This is a genomic window from Belliella marina, assembly GCF_042682445.1.
GTDB lineage: Bacteria > Bacteroidota > Bacteroidia > Cytophagales > Cyclobacteriaceae > Belliella > Belliella marina.
In genome coordinates, this window is the sequence record NZ_JBHUHR010000021.1 from 117,800 (window position 1) to 137,348 (window position 19,549).

15 protein-coding genes and 1 pseudogene are annotated in these 19,549 nt (G+C 38.9%); 13 read left to right on the forward strand and 3 right to left on the reverse strand.

Annotated elements, in window-relative coordinates; translation table 11 throughout:
* Positions 1 to 412: 412 nt before the first annotated feature.
* The 3 genes and pseudogenes from ACFSKL_RS07400 to ACFSKL_RS07410 form a co-directional block, all read right to left on the reverse strand.
* The gene (locus ACFSKL_RS07400; RefSeq protein WP_376884916.1) at positions 413 to 4,468 is read right to left on the reverse strand and encodes a hybrid sensor histidine kinase/response regulator transcription factor; all 4,056 of its coding nucleotides are present in this window, start codon (positions 4,466 to 4,468) and stop codon (positions 413 to 415) included.
* 558 nt (positions 4,469 to 5,026) lie between these two features.
* A complete protein-coding gene (locus tag ACFSKL_RS07405) occupies positions 5,027 to 5,329 on the reverse strand; it encodes an HNH endonuclease (protein ID WP_376884918.1) in 303 nt (100 codons plus the stop codon).
* A gap of 95 nt (positions 5,330 to 5,424) precedes the next feature.
* A pseudogene (locus ACFSKL_RS07410) lies at positions 5,425 to 5,595 on the reverse strand (DUF4372 domain-containing protein); the annotation flags it as partial.
* Between the two features lie 507 nt (positions 5,596 to 6,102).
* Between ACFSKL_RS07410 and ACFSKL_RS07415 the strand changes: the two are divergent.
* The 13 genes from ACFSKL_RS07415 to ACFSKL_RS07475 all read left to right on the forward strand — a co-directional run.
* Positions 6,103 to 6,720, forward strand: coding sequence for a TetR/AcrR family transcriptional regulator (locus ACFSKL_RS07415; RefSeq protein WP_376884921.1), 618 nt, complete (start codon positions 6,103 to 6,105; stop codon positions 6,718 to 6,720).
* Between the two features lie 53 nt (positions 6,721 to 6,773).
* A complete protein-coding gene (locus ACFSKL_RS07420) occupies positions 6,774 to 8,120 on the forward strand; it encodes a TolC family protein (RefSeq protein ID WP_376884922.1) in 1,347 nt (448 codons plus the stop codon).
* Positions 8,121 to 8,124: 4 nt separating this feature from the next.
* Complete coding sequence (locus ACFSKL_RS07425; RefSeq protein ID WP_376884924.1) at positions 8,125 to 9,348, forward strand: efflux RND transporter periplasmic adaptor subunit; 1,224 nt, start codon at positions 8,125 to 8,127, stop codon at positions 9,346 to 9,348.
* Positions 9,349 to 9,367: 19 nt separating this feature from the next.
* Positions 9,368 to 12,442 carry an efflux RND transporter permease subunit gene (locus ACFSKL_RS07430; RefSeq protein WP_376884926.1) on the forward strand — a complete coding sequence of 1,025 codons (3,075 nt, stop codon included), beginning with the start codon at positions 9,368 to 9,370 and terminating at the stop codon, positions 12,440 to 12,442.
* Positions 12,443 to 12,468: 26 nt separating this feature from the next.
* Entirely contained in the window at positions 12,469 to 13,242 is a 774-nt protein-coding gene (locus ACFSKL_RS07435) for an SDR family NAD(P)-dependent oxidoreductase (RefSeq protein WP_376884928.1), read from the forward strand.
* Positions 13,243 to 13,270: 28 nt separating this feature from the next.
* Positions 13,271 to 13,858, forward strand: coding sequence for an SRPBCC domain-containing protein (locus tag ACFSKL_RS07440; RefSeq protein WP_376884930.1), 588 nt, complete (start codon positions 13,271 to 13,273; stop codon positions 13,856 to 13,858).
* A gap of 259 nt (positions 13,859 to 14,117) precedes the next feature.
* On the forward strand, positions 14,118 to 15,182 hold the full coding sequence (locus ACFSKL_RS07445; protein WP_376884932.1) for an alpha/beta hydrolase: 1,065 nt from the start codon (positions 14,118 to 14,120) through the stop codon (positions 15,180 to 15,182).
* 84 nt (positions 15,183 to 15,266) lie between these two features.
* A complete protein-coding gene (locus ACFSKL_RS07450; protein WP_376884933.1) occupies positions 15,267 to 16,163 on the forward strand; it encodes a 3-hydroxyacyl-CoA dehydrogenase in 897 nt (298 codons plus the stop codon).
* Positions 16,164 to 16,391: 228 nt separating this feature from the next.
* On the forward strand, positions 16,392 to 17,210 hold the full coding sequence (locus ACFSKL_RS07455; protein WP_376884935.1) for an SDR family NAD(P)-dependent oxidoreductase: 819 nt from the start codon (positions 16,392 to 16,394) through the stop codon (positions 17,208 to 17,210).
* Between the two features lie 53 nt (positions 17,211 to 17,263).
* Positions 17,264 to 18,157, forward strand: a complete 894-nt coding sequence (locus ACFSKL_RS07460; RefSeq protein WP_376884936.1) for a helix-turn-helix domain-containing protein — start codon at positions 17,264 to 17,266, stop codon at positions 18,155 to 18,157.
* A 271-nt stretch (positions 18,158 to 18,428) separates the two neighbouring features.
* Positions 18,429 to 18,914, forward strand: coding sequence for a Fic/DOC family N-terminal domain-containing protein (locus ACFSKL_RS07465; RefSeq protein ID WP_376884938.1), 486 nt, complete (start codon positions 18,429 to 18,431; stop codon positions 18,912 to 18,914).
* 57 nt (positions 18,915 to 18,971) lie between these two features.
* Positions 18,972 to 19,118 carry a Fic family protein gene (locus ACFSKL_RS07470; protein ID WP_376884940.1) on the forward strand — a complete coding sequence of 49 codons (147 nt, stop codon included), beginning with the start codon at positions 18,972 to 18,974 and terminating at the stop codon, positions 19,116 to 19,118.
* Positions 19,119 to 19,166: 48 nt separating this feature from the next.
* Positions 19,167 to 19,549 (forward strand): SDR family NAD(P)-dependent oxidoreductase (locus ACFSKL_RS07475; protein ID WP_376884943.1); only part of this gene is annotated, 383 nt, incomplete at its 3' end.

Here is a 19,549-nt window from a genome sequence, read left to right on the forward strand (position 1 = left end):
AGGTAAGGAAGCGGATATACATATAGTCTTCTATTGTTTGGCTGACAGATTCATTTCACACTTTAAATTATGAAATCATTTATATAGCTTGAGCTACTGAACGCCTGTAGGGTACTCGGGTAATGACATCAGAAACCTGAATAAGGATTTTTTTTGATCAATTCAGCAATTTGTTTAGTTGCGTAGGATTTGGGGTTTGAAGTATTGTTTCCTTAGATTTTGATCAATTCCCGCTATTATCAATTCCAGTTTTAAGCTCATCTTTTTTTACTCCTTCCGCCCAAGGAATTAACCTTAGGTTGTTGCCGATGATAAGTTTACTTTTTTGGATCTAAAAAATCATTCCTGATATAAGAAAAAGCCAAGTTGCCAAAAGTGGTTTTTTGATTCAAGTACGCCTATTGGTATTAGGTCACTTTTTTTCTCTTTGCTGGTATTCCTTGGGGGTAATCCCAAATTGCTTTACGAAGGATCTTGAAAAATAAGACTGGCTGCTGAAACCAACTGCATAGGCTATTTCTGTGATGTTTCTGGAATTCTCTTTCAACAACTGTTTGGATTTCTTCAGTCTGATGTTTCTGACGAATTCATTTACAGATTGGCCCGTAAGTGCTTCTATTTTTAGATATACCAAAGTTCTGCTCATATTCACCCTTTCTGCAATAAAATCGGCGTTAATTTTTTCTTCTTCAATATTCTCAAGCACTATGTTTATGATAGAGTGAATCAGTTTGCTATCACTATCCTCAATTTTATCAGAGTCAAATTTGAAACTGCTGCTGTCCCTAAATTTTTTGGCTAATTCCTTCCTCGAGGATAGAAGGTTGTTGATTCTCGATTTAAGCACTTCAACATTGAATGGCTTTACGATGTAGTCATCAGCTCCTGATTCCAAACCTTCCAACTGCACATCTTGGGAATATCTTGCAGTCAAGAGAATCACAGGTATGTGGCTGGTGAGCTCGTCTGCTTTGATTTTTTTGCAAAATTCCAAACCATCCATTTCAGGCATTGTAATATCACTTATGATGATTTGGGGAATGTCTATGACTGCTTTTTCCAAACCTTCAATACCGTTTTTGGCCAAAATCACGTCAAATTTTTCTGCAAGTTCATTGTATATAAAAGCTGCCAATTCTTCATCATCTTCCAAAACTAAAACTCTTGGCAATGAAAGTTCTTTTTCCCCAATTATGCTATAATTAATTACTCTTTCAATTATATTGTTTTTGACAACTTGTGAAGCTTCAGGTTTTGGGAATTCGATAAAAGGTTGTATTAGATTTTTCACAGGTAACATCAATGAGAATATTGCTCCTTCTCCTTTTTTGGAAACTACAGAAATATTGCCGTGGTGTAATTCAGCCAATTCTTGAGAAAGAGCCAAACCAATCCCTGTGCCTTTTGTAACATCATTTTCATTTCTCTGTGCACTGTAAAACCTATCGAATATCTTTTTCAAATCTTTTTTGGGAATACCTACCCCGTCATCTTTCACTGAAATTAAAATGTAAGGCTCTTGATTTTCATTTCTTTCGATTTTTTCGATAGTAAGCACTATGTTCCCATTTTCTCTTGTGTTTTTGAATGCATTGGACAACAGGTTGCTGATGATTTTATCAAGTTTATCGGCATCGAAACTCATGATTTGTTTTTCGATTTTTGCTTCAAAAGTGTATGATATGTTATTTTTTACAGCCAAAACTTCAAAAATAGACCATGTTTTTTGGGCAAACTCTACAATGTCACCTTGGGAAGTTTCAAGCACCAAACTTCCAGCCTCCATTTTCCTATAGTCCATCAGTTGATCTACCAGTTTGAGTAGCTTCTCTGCATTTCTTTGAATCAAACCAAAATGATACTTCTTTTCATCTTCAGCCAAATCCCCATTGGATTGCAACTTCTCAATGGGGGCTTTGATCAATGTGAGGGGGGTCCTGAACTCATGGGAAACATTCGTGAAAAATCTCAGTTTCATCAAATTGGTTTCAGTGACATTTTTAATTTGGATCTTTTCCAATTTCAATTCATTTCTGAGTTGTTCCCTGTACAAAATACTCTTTCTGAAAAAATAGAAAATGGCAATTATCAGGAGAAGATAAAATGCATAAGCAACCGGAGTTTTCCAAAAAGGAGGGTGAATGAATAATTCCACTGAAGTTCCTGCTTCCAGTAAGTTGTTACCTTCGGCAAGCTGTACCCGGAAATTATATTTTCCTGGAGGAAGGTTTGTGTAGGTTGCAAATCTCTTCTCTCCGACAAAATACCATTGATCATCAAAACCTTCCATTTTGTAAGCATATTCCAGCCTTTGAAACGGTTTGAAATTTAGTCCCGCAAATTCAAATGTCATGACAGATTGGTCATGACTCAATTCAATGAAGTCAGTTTCTGTAACAGTCTTTTTCAATGGAGACTTTTCTTGGTTTACCTTTTGGGACTTATTGAAAAGCTGAAAATCCACCAAATACAATCGTGGATCTGGATCATTTTCAAATAAACTATCAGGATGGAAATGCAATAAACCATTGATTCCTCCAAAATAAAGCTCTCCAGAATCAGATTTCATCCGTGAGCGCTCATAAAATTCCTGATTGGGGATTTCTTTATTGATTCTGTAGTGTTTGATTTGATGTGTTTCTGGATCAAACTTTGTCAAGCCTTGATTTGAACTTAGCCAAATCAAACCATTATCATCCTCAAGGATACTTTTTACATTTATGGGTAAATCCAGTTTATCATTCCACCTTATTGATCTCATCCCATCACCATCATGGATTATTTGGTCAAGTCCAGCAGAACTTCCCACCCAAATATTGCCTTTTGAATCTTCAAGGATGTCAAAACAGTAATTGGAACTCAAGGAAGAAATGTCTCCCCCTATATTTTTGAACGCATGCAGTTTTGAATCATAAACATAAATTCCTGCATATGAAACAACCCAAAGTCTTTTCTTGCTGTCCTCCAAAAAAGAAACAGCATATTCAATTCCCAATAAAACCGGGTCAAATGGCCCTGGGTTTTCTGAGTTGTAAAACATGCCAGTATTAGAATCATAGACTGTAATACCCCGCTTCTCGTGAGAAGCAAGCCACACATTCCCATTGGAATCTTTGGTGATGCCTTTGATATTTGGAGACAATGATTTACCGAAAGTATTAGCGTCCTTCATCAAATTTATCGACTCTCCTGTTTTTTTATTGAACTTGAACAAACCCAAGTCCCAGCCAGTGGCAAAAAGGCTGTTTTTATCTGCACTCTCAAGCCCCAAAATACTGGAAGATACAAGTGGGGTTTTGACAAAATTCCTTTTGAATTCCCCTGATGATTTTTTGAATTGGTTGACACCTCCATCTTTCGTCCCTATCCAAATCTCTCCCGATTCATCTTCAAAAATAGAACCGACTTTATTGCTGCTTAGGGAGTTTTCATCCAGGTGATTGTGGATGTAAAACGAAAAAGGACTTGAGTTTTTATTTAATATATTTAAACCACCTTCTTGGGTTGAAACCCATAAATTCGCTTGTGAATCTTCGACAATATGCGTTATGATATTATTACTGATGCTATTGGATCCGATCGTTTTCTCCTGGAAAACACTGAACCTATTTTTTGAACGATCATAAAGATTGACACCCTTATTGCTCGTTCCTACCCACAAATTCCGTTGACTATCTTCATAAATACATGAAATATTTACACTGCTAATTCCTTTTGAGTCATTTGGGGAATTTCTAAAGACCTCAACATTGCCCAATGTGTCTTTTTTGATCAGCCCAACACTGCTTCCGATCCAAAAATTACCGAAACTGTCATAGAAAAGTGGTTCATTATTTTTGAAGGTAACCCCTTCAAATCCTTCAATTACAAAATTCAATTTCTGAATTAAATCATTTTGGATATTAACAGTGAATAGACCTAAGCTGTTTTGGACAATGATCTCATCTATCCCTGAGCTAATGATCCTTCTTGTGTCTAAAATCAATTCTGAAGCCATTCCTGTCGGAAATTGATAGCGCTTGAAATTGTTATTTTGGGGTTGGAATTTTGCTAACCCATAATTTGTACCAACCCAAACATTGTCATTTTCATCTATTTTGATACTTCTGATAATATTTCCCGGGATAGATGTCTCTTCGGAAGGATCAGTAAAATACCTGTAAAACTTCTCTTCAGAAACATTATACCTTACCAAACCAGCATTGTTGGTTCCGATCCATATATTACCTTTTTTGTCCTCTGCCAGATTTAGAAGGAAATTACCTGAAAGGGAATTTGGATTGCTACTTTCTTTTTTAAAGGTTTCAAAACTATACCCATTCCATCTATTCAAACCATCGTAAGTGGCTATCCAAATAAACCCTTTTGAATCTTCCAATACAGAAGTCACATGGTTGTTTGACAAACCATTTTCAATCGTTAAACTATTGATAATATAGCTTTCATTCTGTGCATGGGTAAATTGCACAAAAAGGGCGTAAAATAAGAAAAAAATTATGGGTTTAATGTTCATTGTCCTCAAATAACGCAAGAATTGAAAACAACTCTGTTAATTATTGTGTAAAGAAAATGAATTATTGTCTAAGAAGCTAATGCTAGAATTTACAAGTTGCTGAATAATAGGTGGTTGTGATAATTTATATCATGGTGAATTAAACAATGTCAATTTAATGTAAACTCTGTGTAAAAAATGAAGACTTGAGTTCTGGAAATCCCATCTCATAACTTACCTGTAATCCATCATGCAATTGACGGATTTTTAATATTTGATTTCTATTGCTTAATTCTTCATTATGGAATAGTTTTTTGTTTGGTATTGTGATTATATGCGTACATCATATTTGAACATTGAATATATAATTATAAGAGAATTGTTCCACAAGGCATAAGACCACAGTCTGTGGTGGTTTTGGTCAAATTATGTTTACAGGAAGCTTTTCTTAATCAAGTGTCACAATCCAAAGCCTTGAGTCTGTCTAAAATGAGCAAATTTATGTATTAAATAAACATTTGAGTTTGCTTTAAATTAACTGTGAAGGGAATTATGACATTGTTTACAAACTGAGATTAGCCATTTGATTGGTTCTTTTCCTATTCTTCTCTGGGCATATCGTTTGTGATGTACTTCTGTTGCTGGCTCATTACAATAAACACAGCGCCAATTGTCTCTTTTTAATACTACATGTCGTTTGCGTTGCCACTCATCTGATTTAAGATAAACATTTCTGTAGTAATCCCGTCTTCGTATTCGTTTTCCGGAAAACATCCATTGCTTAAATAACCAAATAGCTACTAACGAAAGTGTTAAAACTAAAAACTGTAAATCCATTTATTAAAGAAAAGAAATTTATTTCGAAGTAGAAAAAGTACTTGTTTTCAACTTAATAAAAGTCACAATTCTTGATATAAAAAACCAGTTTTCTCTTAAATGTTTGAAATAAAAGATCTATGAAAAATATTATTCTCTAAACCAAAATGTGTTATCCAGTCTTCGAGAAAAAGCAGGTTTTTACAAAGGCTGTTTAGCGAATAGCACTTGGTGGCAACTCCGTAAAGCATAAATACAAGTTGCTTCCAGGTGGTCATGGTTTTATAGTACCTGTCACTCTAGTGTACAGGCACACAGAAGTCAGCAATTTCACGGGGAAGAAAAGAAAGTAGCTGATAAATTACCGGTTGGCCCGCTAGATTCGTATTTTTGGACATGATGCTTTTTAGTGTGGTAACTTCTAACATCATAAATTTTAGTGAGGTGTAAAACCTCGCTATTGTATTTTTTCAAGATCACTAAAACACGCAGTGTTTTTGTCGGATGACAGTATTATTTAACAAGAATTAAAGGTCGATTAAGTTATCAGCATGATCCAAGCATTTTAAAGAAGCTCACAAGACGATACTCGTTTATGGTGTGGCGGATTCAAAGTCTTTTTACTTTGATTTTAGTTTAACAAAAATATAATCACTCTATTTCTGGCATTGGCTTGGGAAACTATATTGATGGATCTTAATTTCGGGAATTTGCTATTCTTCTAAAAAAAAAATAAGAAAAAATTCGGAAAATTGAACAGTGTTCATTTATCTTTGCGAAGTCAATAATCAATTATGGGATCAGCAGAAAGAAAAGCAAAAGAAAAGGAGGAACTCAAAAAGCTCATTCTTCAGGCGGCCAAAAAGCTGTTTGCTGAGAAGGGAATAGAGCAGACTACAATCCGTAACATAGCCAGTGCTATTGAATACAGTGTGGGGACGGTATATGTATACTTTAAAGACAAAAAGGAAATCCTACACGAACTGCATAGTCAAGGCTTTAGGCACTTGGGAGGGGAAATGAGGGTGCTTTTCAATGTATCCGATCCGTTGGAAAGGTTGAAAGCTTTAGGACGTGTTTATCTAAAATTCGCTGTTGAGAATCCGGATATGTATGAACTTATGTTCCATATGAGAGAGCCTATGGAATGTTTGGAATCCCTGCATGAAGGAGTATGGAGTGAAGGGAAGGCAACTTTTGATGTATTGCGGTCTACCGTGAATCAATGCATAGAAGAGGGGCATTTTAAAGGACATCAATTGGAACCTCTTGCTTTTATATTCTGGAGTACTGTGCACGGAATGGCTTCTTTGCATATAGGTCAACGGATAAATAGAGTAGATCTAAAAGAGCCGGAAACGATGCTTTCCAGTGCTTACGACGAGTTTATTTTGATGATGGATAATTCCTAGCTAAAAAAATTTTACCTTCTAATGAACATAGTTCAAATAAATAACATAATTCAATGAATATAAAAGTAGTTGCATTCTTAGCGTTTTCCATGTACGCAAACTCCGGGTTTGGCCAAACCATTCTTGATGGGTACATCCAAGAGGGGTTTGCCAAGAACCAAAGCATCCAGCAGCAGGGTATCGCTTTGGAGAAAAGTATATACGCATTGAAAGAAGCCAAATCGCTATTTCTGCCTAATGTGGCCTTCCATACAGATTATTTCCTTGCAGATGGGGGACGAACAGTGGATTTTCCCGCAGGTGATATGCTGAATCCTGTATATGGTACCTTGAACCAACTCACCAACAGCAGCAATTTCCCACAAATCGAGAACGAAAGCATTTTGCTGAATCCAAATAATTTCTATGATGCCAAGTTCCGCACCACCCTTCCCCTATTGAATAGGGAGATAGCTTATAACAGAAGAATCAAGCGGGAACAAGTTTCGCTGCAGCAGGTGGAAATAGCCTTATACAAGCGTGAACTTGCCAAAGAAATCAAACAGGCATATTTTCAATACCTCCAATCGGATCAGTCCATAAAGATCTATGAATCAGCACTTGAGCTGGTCATCGAGAACAAACGTATCAATGAGTCATTGTTTGCAAACGGTAAAGTAAACAGAACGGTGCTGTTCCGGGCAGACAACGAAATCGCCCGCTACATTGCGCTCCTGGAAACCAGCCGCCAAAACACAAATTCGGCAAAGGCGTATTTCAACTTCTTACTGAACAGAGACTTAACAGAAAGTATTCTCATTGATGATTCCTACAGGGATGTAGCTATTGCCATCCAGGATGGGGATGTTATTTCACAAAGGGAAGAACTGGGAAAGCTCAGCATTGCAGCAAGTATCAATAAGCAGGTAGAAGGTATGTCAAAATCATTTATTGTCCCTAAAATCAGCACCTTTCTCGATTTGGGTTCACAGGGGTTTGACTGGAAATTTGACAATAAAACCCGCTATTCTTTTTTCGGAGTTTCGATGCAATGGGAGTTGTTTGGTGCGGGAAAAAATACCTATAAAATCAAGCAGGTGGAACTTGAAAACCGAATAATACAATCCCAAACCGACTATGTAGAACAGCAGCTGAGGCTTCATCTGACTACTGCGATCAACAGCTATAGAGCTTCGGTTGTGAGTTACAATTCCGCAGTAAAGGCCTATGGTACCTCTCAAAAATATTATTCAGACATGCAAAAAATGTATAGGGAAAACCAGGTTCTGTTTATCGAATTGTTGGACGCACATAATCAACAGGTACAGGCCGAGCTGCAACTGAATATCTCGCTTTTTGATACCTATATCAAATCTGCAGAGATAGAAAGAGCCAATGCAACATTTAATCTAAATGACTAGAAATATGAAGTCAGGATCACCTCCATTGGTCGCTGAAGAGACTTCCGGAGCCGAAGATAAGCCTAAAAACACCATAGTAATAAGAACAAAGAATAAACTCATTCTGACAGAAAATATCGAAGAAGGAATAATCATAAACAAAATGAATCAAATGAAAAGCAGGCCAAAGTCAATAGGGAATTATACAGCTTTTGCACTTACGGCAGCGCTACTAAGCTGCGGAAACACTGAAACCAATGTGCAGGGAAACCATGAAGTGGCTGTGAATCTTTACACCGTTGAGAGTAAACAAATGACGCAACCTGTATATGCCTCGGGTTTATTGTTTTCAGAAACGGAAGCCGTATTGTCATTTAAAATAGGCGGCATTATTCAAGAAATATTTGTAAAAGAAGGGGATTCCGTAAAGAAGGGACAACTTCTTGCCAGACTAGACCTGACAGAAATCAATGCCCAGGTCGTCCAAGCCCAAAATGGGGTTGGAAAAGCCGAAAGAGATCTCTCAAGGATAACAAACCTGTACGCTGACAGTGTCGCTACATTAGAAAACCTCCAAGATCTCACCACTGTGTTGAATGTAGCAAAAGAAGGGCTACGAATCGCAGAATTTAATCAAAGATTTGCCGAAATCAGGGCGGTATCCAATGGTAGCATCGTGAAAAAAATGAAAAATAGAGGTGAGTTGGTTGCTCCTGGAATGCCAATATTTTTCATGAACGACACCGGTGATGACCAGTGGAAACTGCAAGTTGGCATTGCTGATAAAGATTGGGTAAGGCTAAAAGAAGGAGATAAGGCCAGCCTATTGTTTGATGCCTATCCCGAAACTGAATTTGAAGGTTCAGTCATCCGAATGGCCACAGGAGCCGACCCCACCAACGGGTCTTATCAGGTGGAAATCCAAGTGGATCCCAAAGGGAATAAGTTCGCCCCGGGTTTGTTTGCCGAAACCAAGATTATTCCTTCGCAATCAGAAACTTATAAGGTAATCCCTGTAGAAGCACTGGTAGAAGGTTCAGGCACAAAGGGGTTTGTGTTTGCCATGAACGGTAAGGACAGCATAAAGAAAATCCCAATAGAAGTAGCCTTCCTACTGGACAATAAGATTGCCATAAAAAATGGTCTTGAAAACATCCAGCATGTGATCTCGGCCGGATCGGGATATCTGACTGAATATTCCACAGTCAAAGTGGTTGATGAGAGGGGAAATGTCAGTGGGGGTCTTTAATTCTTAACAGTAGAAAAAAATGAAAAACGTTATATCTTTTTTTGTAAAGAACGCCTCATTTACCATGGTATGTCTGTTGGCCATTCTGGCCTTGGGCGTTAACTCCCTGGTAAATATGCCAAGGGGAGAAGATCCGGAGGTGAATTTCCCCCGTTTCTTTGTCATAGCAGTCTATCCCGGAGCATCTCCGCTCGATATGGAGGACCAGATAGTAGAGCCTTTGGAAAACCGCATCAATGAACTTGATGACCTTAAAAAATTCAGAAGTACTATAGAAGATGGTCTTGCTGTGATTGATGTGGAGTTTGATTTTGATGTGGACCGCGATGAAAAGTACTCTCAGCTGGTACGGGAAGTCAATGCCGCCAGAAACGAGCTTCCAAATGACATTTATCTTTTGGAAGTAGAAGAGTTCAACTCCTCGGATGTCAATATTTTCCAAATAGCGCTTATATCAGAGACAGCTTCCTATGCAGAAATGGGAAAAATTTCGAAGAAATTTCAAGATGAACTCAAAAAAGTATCGGGATTCAAAAAAGTGGAAACTTGGGGATATCCCGAGCAGGAAGTAAGGGTAGAACTGAATCTGCAAAAACTTGCCCAACAAGGAATACCCCTGGATTATATATATGGCGCACTGCAATCCGAAGACTTAAACATTCCCGGTGGAGCCACAAACATGAATAGCAGAAGGTTCAATGTGAAAACGAGTGGTGACTATGAAGACCTGGAGGATATTCGCAATACCGTGGTTTTCGCGGATAATTTCAAAATCATCAAGCTTCGTGACATCGCCACTGTAGATCTTTCCTACGAAGAAGAGCAACATCGTACCCGGTTTAATGGACACAAAGCGGTCTTGGTAACAGCCAGTCAGAAAGACGGAGAAAACATATTCGATGTAGGTGATGATGCATGGCCGATCATTGAGAAATTCAAATCGACCCTGCCGGATCATATAGATATGGTCGTGAACTTTGACCAGTCCGAAAACGTGAAGTATCGATTGAAGAGCTTCGCGAGAGATTTTGGCATTGCGATTTTTTTGGTGATGCTTACACTTTTGCCACTGGGTACACGTGCGTCCGTGGTAGTGATGATTTCCATTCCACTTTCACTTTCTATAGGTCTGTTTGTGATGGATAGTTTAGGCTATACCATCAACCAGCTCAGTATTGTGGGGTTGATTGTGGCACTGGGGATTTTGGTTGATGATGCGATTGTGGTGGTAGAGAACATCGAGCGGTACTTAAGAAATGGAGCAACTAAAATAGAAGCCTCTATCGAAGCCGTGAAACAGATCGCAATGGCTGTCGTGGGGGTTACTGCCACTTTGGTGGTTGCATTTCTTCCGCTATTGTACCTTCCGGGTGGTTCAGGGGATTTTATCAGGGGTTTGCCGATCGCTGTGGTCACGACAGTGGTTGCTTCTTTGCTGGTCTCCTTGACTATTGTGCCGTTTCTTTCCAGCCGTATATTGAAGACGCACACTGGGACGGGTGAAGGAAACATCTTTATGAGGGCGCTGCAGCGGTTTATAGACAACTATTATTCGAAAGTACTGGATGCTGCGCTTGCAAAGCCTTGGCTTACCATAATTCTGGCAGGAGGTTTATTGCTCGCATCATTTGGATTGATCCCGGTGATAGGGTTTAGCCTTTTTCCAAAATCCGAAAAGGCGCAGTTTCAGATCAATGTGGAATTGCCCATCACAGCCAATCTGGATGAAACAGACAGGGTAGTGCAATACATTGAAGGCGTGCTGTTGGAGCGGACTGATATCACTTATTTCACTTCCAATGTAGGGAAGGGGAATCCCACAGTATATTACAACGTGAGACAGCGAAATCAGCAACCCAATTTTGCCCAATTGTTTGTTCAGCCCGAGGCCCATACTTATGAGGAAAAGGAAATAATCATCAATGAGTTGCGGAGTAAATTCAACCATTATCCCAACGCCAGGATTCAGGTGGTTGATTATGAGCAGGGGCCGCCGTTGGAAGCACCTGTAGCAATCAGGATTTTTGGTGAAAATCTTGATACACTAAGAAGCCTTTCACTCCGTGTGGAGAAAATCATAGAGCATACACCCGGCTCTACATATATCACAAATCCTATAGCGAACAAAAAAACTGACTTGAAGATCAGTATCAACAAGAAGAAAGCGGGATTGTATGGAATACCGACAGCAACTATCGACCAGACGGTAAGGATGGCCATAGCAGGTCTGCCCATTGCAAGATATTCCAAAGGAGAAGGGGAGGATAAAATCAATATTGTGGCCACGGTGCCCCGTGAAAAATTTGCTACAATGGAGGTCCTGGATAATCTGTATGTCTATTCCCACACAGGGAAGGCTATTCCCTTGCGACAGGTGGCAGACATTACGTTCGAGTCGGATTTTTCGATAATCTACCATTATGATGAAGCCAGGTATACTTCCGTAAATGCCCATGCGGTAAGTGGAGTGAACTACGCAACGCTCAATTCAAACGTCTTGGCAGAACTTGACAAGGTGGAATTTCCGGAAGGGTATTATTACAAAGCTGCCGGAGAACTCGAAAACAAAGACGACGCCTTTTCAGGAATGGAAGTTGTCGGTTTGGTCTCCGGAGTGCTCTTTTTGTTGATCTTAATTCTTGAATTCGGATCCCTCAAAAGTTCATTGATTGTACTTTCGGTAATACCTCTGGGGATGATAGGCGCCTTAGTCGCTCTTTGGCTTACGGGCAATCCATTGTCCTTTACGGCGGCGGTAGGGTTTATTGCACTTATAGGAATTGAAATAAAGAATTCCATCCTGTTGGTGGATTTTACCAATCAGCTCCGGTCTGAGGGAGTTGAACTGATGGAGGCAATCAAAACGGCTGCTAAGACAAGATTCGTTCCCATTACCCTGACTACCCTGACTGCTACATTGGCTCTGGTACCATTGATAATGGATGCCAATCCATTGTACTCGGGATTGGTGGTGGTACTGATGGGCGGATTGATAAGCTCTACACTCCTGGCATTTCTCGTGTGTACAGTGGTTTACATGTTGATTCCTCCTGTGATTGAGGTTGTTGGAAAAAAAGAGTTACTAAATAATTAATAATCAAACATTAAAATCAAAATGAAATGAAGGAATATATTTTAATTACCGGAGCCTCCTCAGGGATTGGCTATGAAATGGCCCAACAGCTTGCGGCCTTAAAGTACAACCTTATCCTCGCTGCACGCAGCGAGGATAAACTGGAAGTGATGCAGGGGGAATTGACTTCAAAACATGGAGTTTCCGTGCATTACATTGCCAAGGATCTGAGCATTGTCGATCAGGCGGTTGAGTTGTTCAATGAAATCAAGTCGGCAGACTACCAAGTATCACACTTGGTAAATAATGCCGGAGTTGGCAACTATGGTGATTTTATTGAAACACCACTGGAAGAAGAACTGAGTATGATTCAATTAAACGTTTCCAGTTTGGTGGTATTGACCAAGCTTTTTGCGCAAGATATGGTCAGCCGTAAATCTGGTCGAATTATGAATGTAGGCTCTGTGCTTTCATTTTTACCATTCCCTTATTTTTCTGTTTATTCTGCCACCAAAGCATTTGTAAAGGCATTTAGCGAAACTCTTGATGCCGAATTGGAAGGAACCGGCGTTAACATCATCTCGCTGTATCCAGGCACGGTGGATACTGGTTTTACTACAAAAGAAATGCAATCTACCAATCTTCACAAAACCAAGCCGATGCATCCCAAGGAAGTGGCAGTACAAGGTGTAAAGCATTTACTGGAAGGAAATGGAAAAAAAGTTGTAGGCTTTCAAAACTGGTTTAATTCTAAACTCCCAAATTTTGTACCTGATGGTATTATGATGAAGATTAAGAAGGGTTTAGCCAGTCAAAAATAAATAAGTGGTAAATAAAATATCCTATACAGTGAAAACAACAAAATTATTTATACTCATTAGCTTAACGGGTATATCATTACTGCTTTCCTCTTGTTATTCACACAAAAAAGTAGTCCAATCAAGTTTGCCTTATTCCGAAAAAATCAACTGGCCAGAAGGGTTTAAACCAACAGAATCAGATTTTTTCATACACAATGAAATAGACATTAAAGCTTCGCCTCAAGAGGTTTGGGATATTTTCATCCATGCTGCCAAATGGCCGGAATGGCACAAAAAAGCTGAAGGTATTGAGCTGCTCAATTCACCTGAAGATAAGCTTAATCCGTCCAGTGTTTTTATCTGGAATCCGGCAGGGAAATTCACGTCAACCATCAAGGAATTCGATCCTCCACACAATATTGCTTGGTTAGGCGAAACCGATAATAAAAAAATGACCGTGTACAATGCGTGGATGATAATCCCGACCGAAGATGGTTGTAAAGTTGTTTCAAACGAAACCCAAAATGGACCTAAAACAAAAATGGAGAAAATTTTTGCACCAAATATGGTTAGTAAAGATCTTCAGGATTGGTTGATAAAGCTGAAAGAGCAGGCGGAAAAACAATCAACTAATTAAAACGCAGTGACTATCTCTTTGATGGTAACGATAGCTATAAATACAAATTATATATGGATTAGCTTGAAGCTCTACAGTACAGAATAGATAAGAAAAGAAATGACTAATCCTATGGTGACACTTCTGGAGAAGTCACTTGATCTATTGTAGATGATGTTATTGGAGCAACTTTCCTTTAACTATAGCTGACACAAGCATTATCAAAAAAAGAAAACTAATAATAAATGTAGAATGTGAGATTTGGAACGAAAACAAAACCATGCTAATAGCAAAGGGATATTCGGGCTTACTTAAAATAAATATAAAGAAACATAAACCTGCAAATAAAATGGATAATAATCAATCGAATAAAGCAACTCACTTGCCACAAACTAAAGGCTATAGTTTGGATCCGGAAATAGGACAGGCAATCTCAAATTTCTTCGCTATGCTTCCTACGGGAGAATTGCCGGAAAAGGCTGATTGGCGAATATTAAGAGAAACTATAAATGGATTCTATGCAATTTTAAGTCAAAATTTCCCAATCCACCCAGAGGTTAGTACGAAAGATTTTAATATCAGGACAAGTGCGGGTACGGAGATTAAATTGCGTTGGTATAGTCCTCCAGGAAAAGTGGTTTCTGGATCAGCAATTGTTTATGTGCATGGTGGCGGTAGGGTTTCAGGCTCAGTAGAATCGTATGATCGAATCGTTTCCCATTTTGCTTACAAGTCAGGCGTTCCTTTTCTTTCTGTAGATTATCACCTCTCTCCAGAAGTGCAGGGTGATGTACAAGCAGAAGAAGTTTTCAGTGCCTTGACTTGGTTAAAGAAACAAGCAGTTGATTTAGAGATAGATGAAAATCGAATTGCTATTATGGGCGACAGCGCAGGTGGTGGTATTGCTGCAGCAGTGGCTATTCTTGCACGTGACCGTAAGGTTCAGCTTACTCGTCAAATCTTAATTTATCCCATGCTGGATGACCGTATAATGATTCCTGATGAGCGGCTGCTACCTTTTGCTGTTTGGACCTATGACAACAACGATACGGGATGGACTGCATCACTTGGAGAGGATCGGGGTAAAGATGGTATTTCTGCTATAGCTTCGCCTGGTCGCCTTCTTGAATTTGAAGGTTTGGCATCCGCTTTTATTTCAGTAGGTGATTTGGATATTTTCCGGAATGAGAATTTGGAATATGCCGGTAAATTGGCAAAAGCCGGCGTTCCAATTGAGTTTCATATACATCAAGGGGCACCACACGGTTTTGATTTTATGGCACCAGATGCAGCTGTTTCCAAAAGAGCAATAGAAGACTACATACGTCAGATACAGTCGGTTTAAAGTGTGATTTTCTAATGAACTCAGAGTAAATAAAAAAAAATGCTCTCGAAAAACCTATTAAACAAAACACTTAAAATTAATATTATGAAAATTAAAAACGTCACAGTATTTGGATCTGGTGTATTGGGTGCACAGATTGCTTTTCACGCTGCTTACCACGGTTATCATGTTACATTATTCGATATAAAGGAAGAACTGTTGGAGCAGGCAAAGCTGAAATTCGAACAGTTTAAACCAATGTACCAACAAGATGTAAACGCCACTCTTACAGATTTGGATGCCGCTGTATCAAGAGTAAGCTTTACAGCAGATTTGGCCGTATCGGTAAAAGATGCTGACCTCACCATTGAAGCGATTCCTGAGAGCATTCAAATAAAGAAAGATTTTTATATCAAGCTAAGCCATCTGGCTCCGGCAAAAACAATTTTCTGCACCAATTCATCTACACTGTTGCCAAGTCAGTTTGCTGATGAAACAGGTAGACCGGAGCGATTTTTAGCGCTGCACTTTGCCAATTATTTATGGAAGAATAATGTAGCTGAGATTATGGGACATTCCGGCACAGATCCTGAAATTTTTGGCGAAGTCGTTCAATTTGCCAAAACGATTGGTATGGTTACCATACCGATCTATAAAGAACAGCCCGGTTATGTCATGAACTCACTTCTAGTGCCTTGGTTGATGGCAGGTCTGGATTTATACCGGAATGGTGTTGCCGATGCGGAATTTATTGACAAGACCTGGATGAAAACCTTGGGAGCTGATTTGGGTCCAATGGCTATGGCAGACCTTGTAGGAATGGCCACCGCATATAATGTCACTAAATCATATGCAGAATTAACCGGTGATGAGATATGGGAAAAAAGACGGGATTTCGTGAAAGAAAATTTTATTGATAAAAACAAGCTCGGTATAGCTACAGGGGAAGGTTTTTATAAGTACCCGAATCCGGCATATCAAGATACTGATTTCCTGAAATGAACATTGAAGCCTGATATATGAAAAGAAAAATTCTTTTTGCGATGATAATGGGGATAGTAACAACTGGAACTATCTCCCTTTTAGCCATAGCTATAAACACAGATATACCCTGGCTTTAGGATGTTGGTTTTCGTTAAAACGTTTCATTATTGCCCACTTTTGTATCATAATAGATAGGAGTAATTGACGGAGATTTGTCTCAATAATTAAACGATAAAATATAGGACAATGAAAAAAACAATTTTTATTACAGGTGCATCCCGAGGATTCGGAAAAATTTGGACTGAAGCTTTTCTTAAACGTGGCGATAATGTTGTAGCAACAGTAAGAAATACAGAATCATTAAAAGACTTGGCGTCAGAATATCAGGAAAATTTACTGGTCTTACAATTAGATGTTACGGATAAAAAAGCAGCCTTTGAAGCAATTTCAAAGGCAAAGAACCATTTTGGAGCCATTGATGTATTAATTAATAATGCAGGATACGGACATTTTGGTGCAATCGAGGAATTAACCGAGAATGAGGTGAGAGCTCAAATGGAAACTAACTTATTTGGAGTGTTGTGGTTAACCCAAGCGATTATCCCAATAATGCGGGACCAAAATTCCGGACATATTATCCAAGTTTCGAGTGCATTGGGATTGGTTGCCTTTCCTACAACAGGCATTTATAGCGCTTCCAAATTTGCTGTTGAGGCCATTAGCGAAAGCCTGGCAAGTGAAGTGGCCGGTTTTGGAATCAAAGTGACTCTGGTAGAACCCAACGGATATCTTACTGAATTTAGCACATCCTCCGGAGCTCAAAGTGAGCCTATCGGTTTATATGATGAAATCAGGGCCGCACTTAAAGATGCAAATAGACCGGAAGATTTGGGTGTGTCTGAAGCTACAATTAAAGCCATGTTTAGGCTTATCGATGCGGAACAACCTCCTTTAAGGTTAATTTTGGGACGAGTTGGCTTTCAATGGATAAAACACACCTATGGTGAACGTATGAAAACTTGGGAAGCCTGGCAAGATGTTTCTGAGGCAGCCCAAGGGAATTAAATATCTGTAAACGCAGGCCCCGGTTGGCTGGGGCCTGATTACATCAATTGAATATGAACCACTTCAATACTATTGGCGCCTTCGCTCAGGCTGCCGGCAATAAACCACCGGAACATCCGATGTTCAGTATTTTATATGGTGACAAAAATGATCATTGGGAAGGTCATGTAGAGTTTACAGCAGATTTCTATATCATCGGTTTTAAACAGCTACAGTCAGGAAGTATGTTATATGGCAAAACGAAATATGATCATGATCTCGGAAAAATGTCATTCATCAAACCCCGCCAGTACGTTACGTTTAAGGATATTCGTCTTGAAGAAGCATGTTGCCTTATACTTATTCACGAAGACTATTTATTAGGAACACCATTACACACTGAGATAAAGAAATATCATTACTTTGATTATGATGTTAACGAGGCTTTACATCTAACGCCAAGAGAAGAAAAAACGATTTGGGGGCTAATCCGAACAATGGATAAAGAGTGTCGCAACAATATTGATGATTATAGTAAAGATATCATCATCAGTCATCTGGATATCCTGCTTAAATATGCTCAGCGATTTTACAAACGGCAGTTTATCAATCGTGAGGAATTATCCGGAGCAACATTTACGAAGTTTAATAATATTCTTTCTTCGTATTTTGAAAATAGGGAAAATAATGATTTAGGACTTCCAACTGTCGCGTTATTAGCGCAAAAATTAAATTTAACGCCTCGGTATTTGAGTGATCTGCTTAAACAAGAAACCGGAAAAACTGCTTTGGATCTTATTCATCTTTACTTAATCTCTGAGGCAAAAAACTTACTGAAAGAAGGACAGTTAAATATTAATGAGATTTCTTTCTCACTGGGCTTCGAAAATCCCAATTATTTTTCACGCTTATTTAAGCGGACAGCCGGTGTTTCCCCACATGTTTTTAGGCAGCAAAATTTAAATTAATACTATTTTCAAAATGATAAAAAAGTATAGTTATGGATGCCACCCCACCTGAAGATAGAGTGGGATATAAATAAAAAAGGGTAGATAAAATCTGCCCTTTTTTATTTGCTTGTCCATTTTGTCGGCCGCAACAACGGCGGTTCATTAGAACCCGAAAGCTCGGAATTTTTACCTTATCCTATTTCCCATTTTTTATCTCATGTACCATGATGGGACATATAATTTGTTTCATGTACCAATTTACTTATTTTCATCTCATGTAGTTCATGAGATGAAAAATATTGATCCCTCAAGGTCATTCAATGATTTACCTCTTTTGCCACCACCTGCGGAAAAGGTAGAAACTTTCCTGATTCTTAAGCAGGAAAGTAAAAAGGCTGTGGCTCTAGCTGAATTGAAAGGATTAGCTCGGACTTTACCAAACCAGGGTATTTTGATCAATGACATAGTACTAAAAGAAGCGCAAGCCAGTTCAGAAGTAGAGAATATCAATACTACGCACGATAAGCTCTATCAGGCTTTAGCAGCCAAGTCTATGTCAGTGGGTCCTGCTATCAAGGAAGTCCTTAGATACAGGGAAGCTTTACTATATGGTTTTGAAGAAATCAAAACGAAAGGGTTCCTGAACACCAATGGCATTGCCCGAATCCAAGCCATTTTGGAAGAGAATGAAGCCGGGATCAGGCAGCTACCTGGTACTTCCTTAAAAAACGACCTTACAGGCGAAACCATCTATACGTCTCTGGATGATAAATAATTAATAATCAGGATGATGTAAAACCTGTAGGATTTCATTAATGATGAATTTGAAGAAATGTCACCACTAATCAGGATGGCAATACAGCATTACCAGTTTGAAAGTATTCATCCATTCTATGACGGCAATGGTCGAACCGGAAGGATCATCAAGGCGCTTCACCTTATACTTCACAACCTATCGGGAAGGAGAATATTTTCATAAATCAGCGATTGTACCAACTCTTGAAACAAAATTAGGTATGGAGTTTCCGTGCATTACATTGCCAAGGATCTGAGCATTGTCGATCAGGCGGTTGAGTTGTTCAATGAAATCAAGTCGGCAGACTACCAAGTATCACACTTGGTAAATAATGCCTGTGTTGGCAACTATGGTGATTTTATTGAAACACCACTGGAAGAAGAACTGAGTATGATTCAATTAAACGTTTCCAGTTTGGTGGTATTGACCATGCTTTTTGCGCAAGATATGGTCAGCCGTAAATCTGGTCGAATTATGAATGCAAGCTCAGTTGTTTCATTTTTACCAATGCCTTATTTTTCTGTTTATTCTGCCACCAAAGCATTTGTAAAGGCATTTAGCGAAACTCTTGATGCCGAATTGGAAGGAACCGGCGTTAACATCATCTCGCTGTA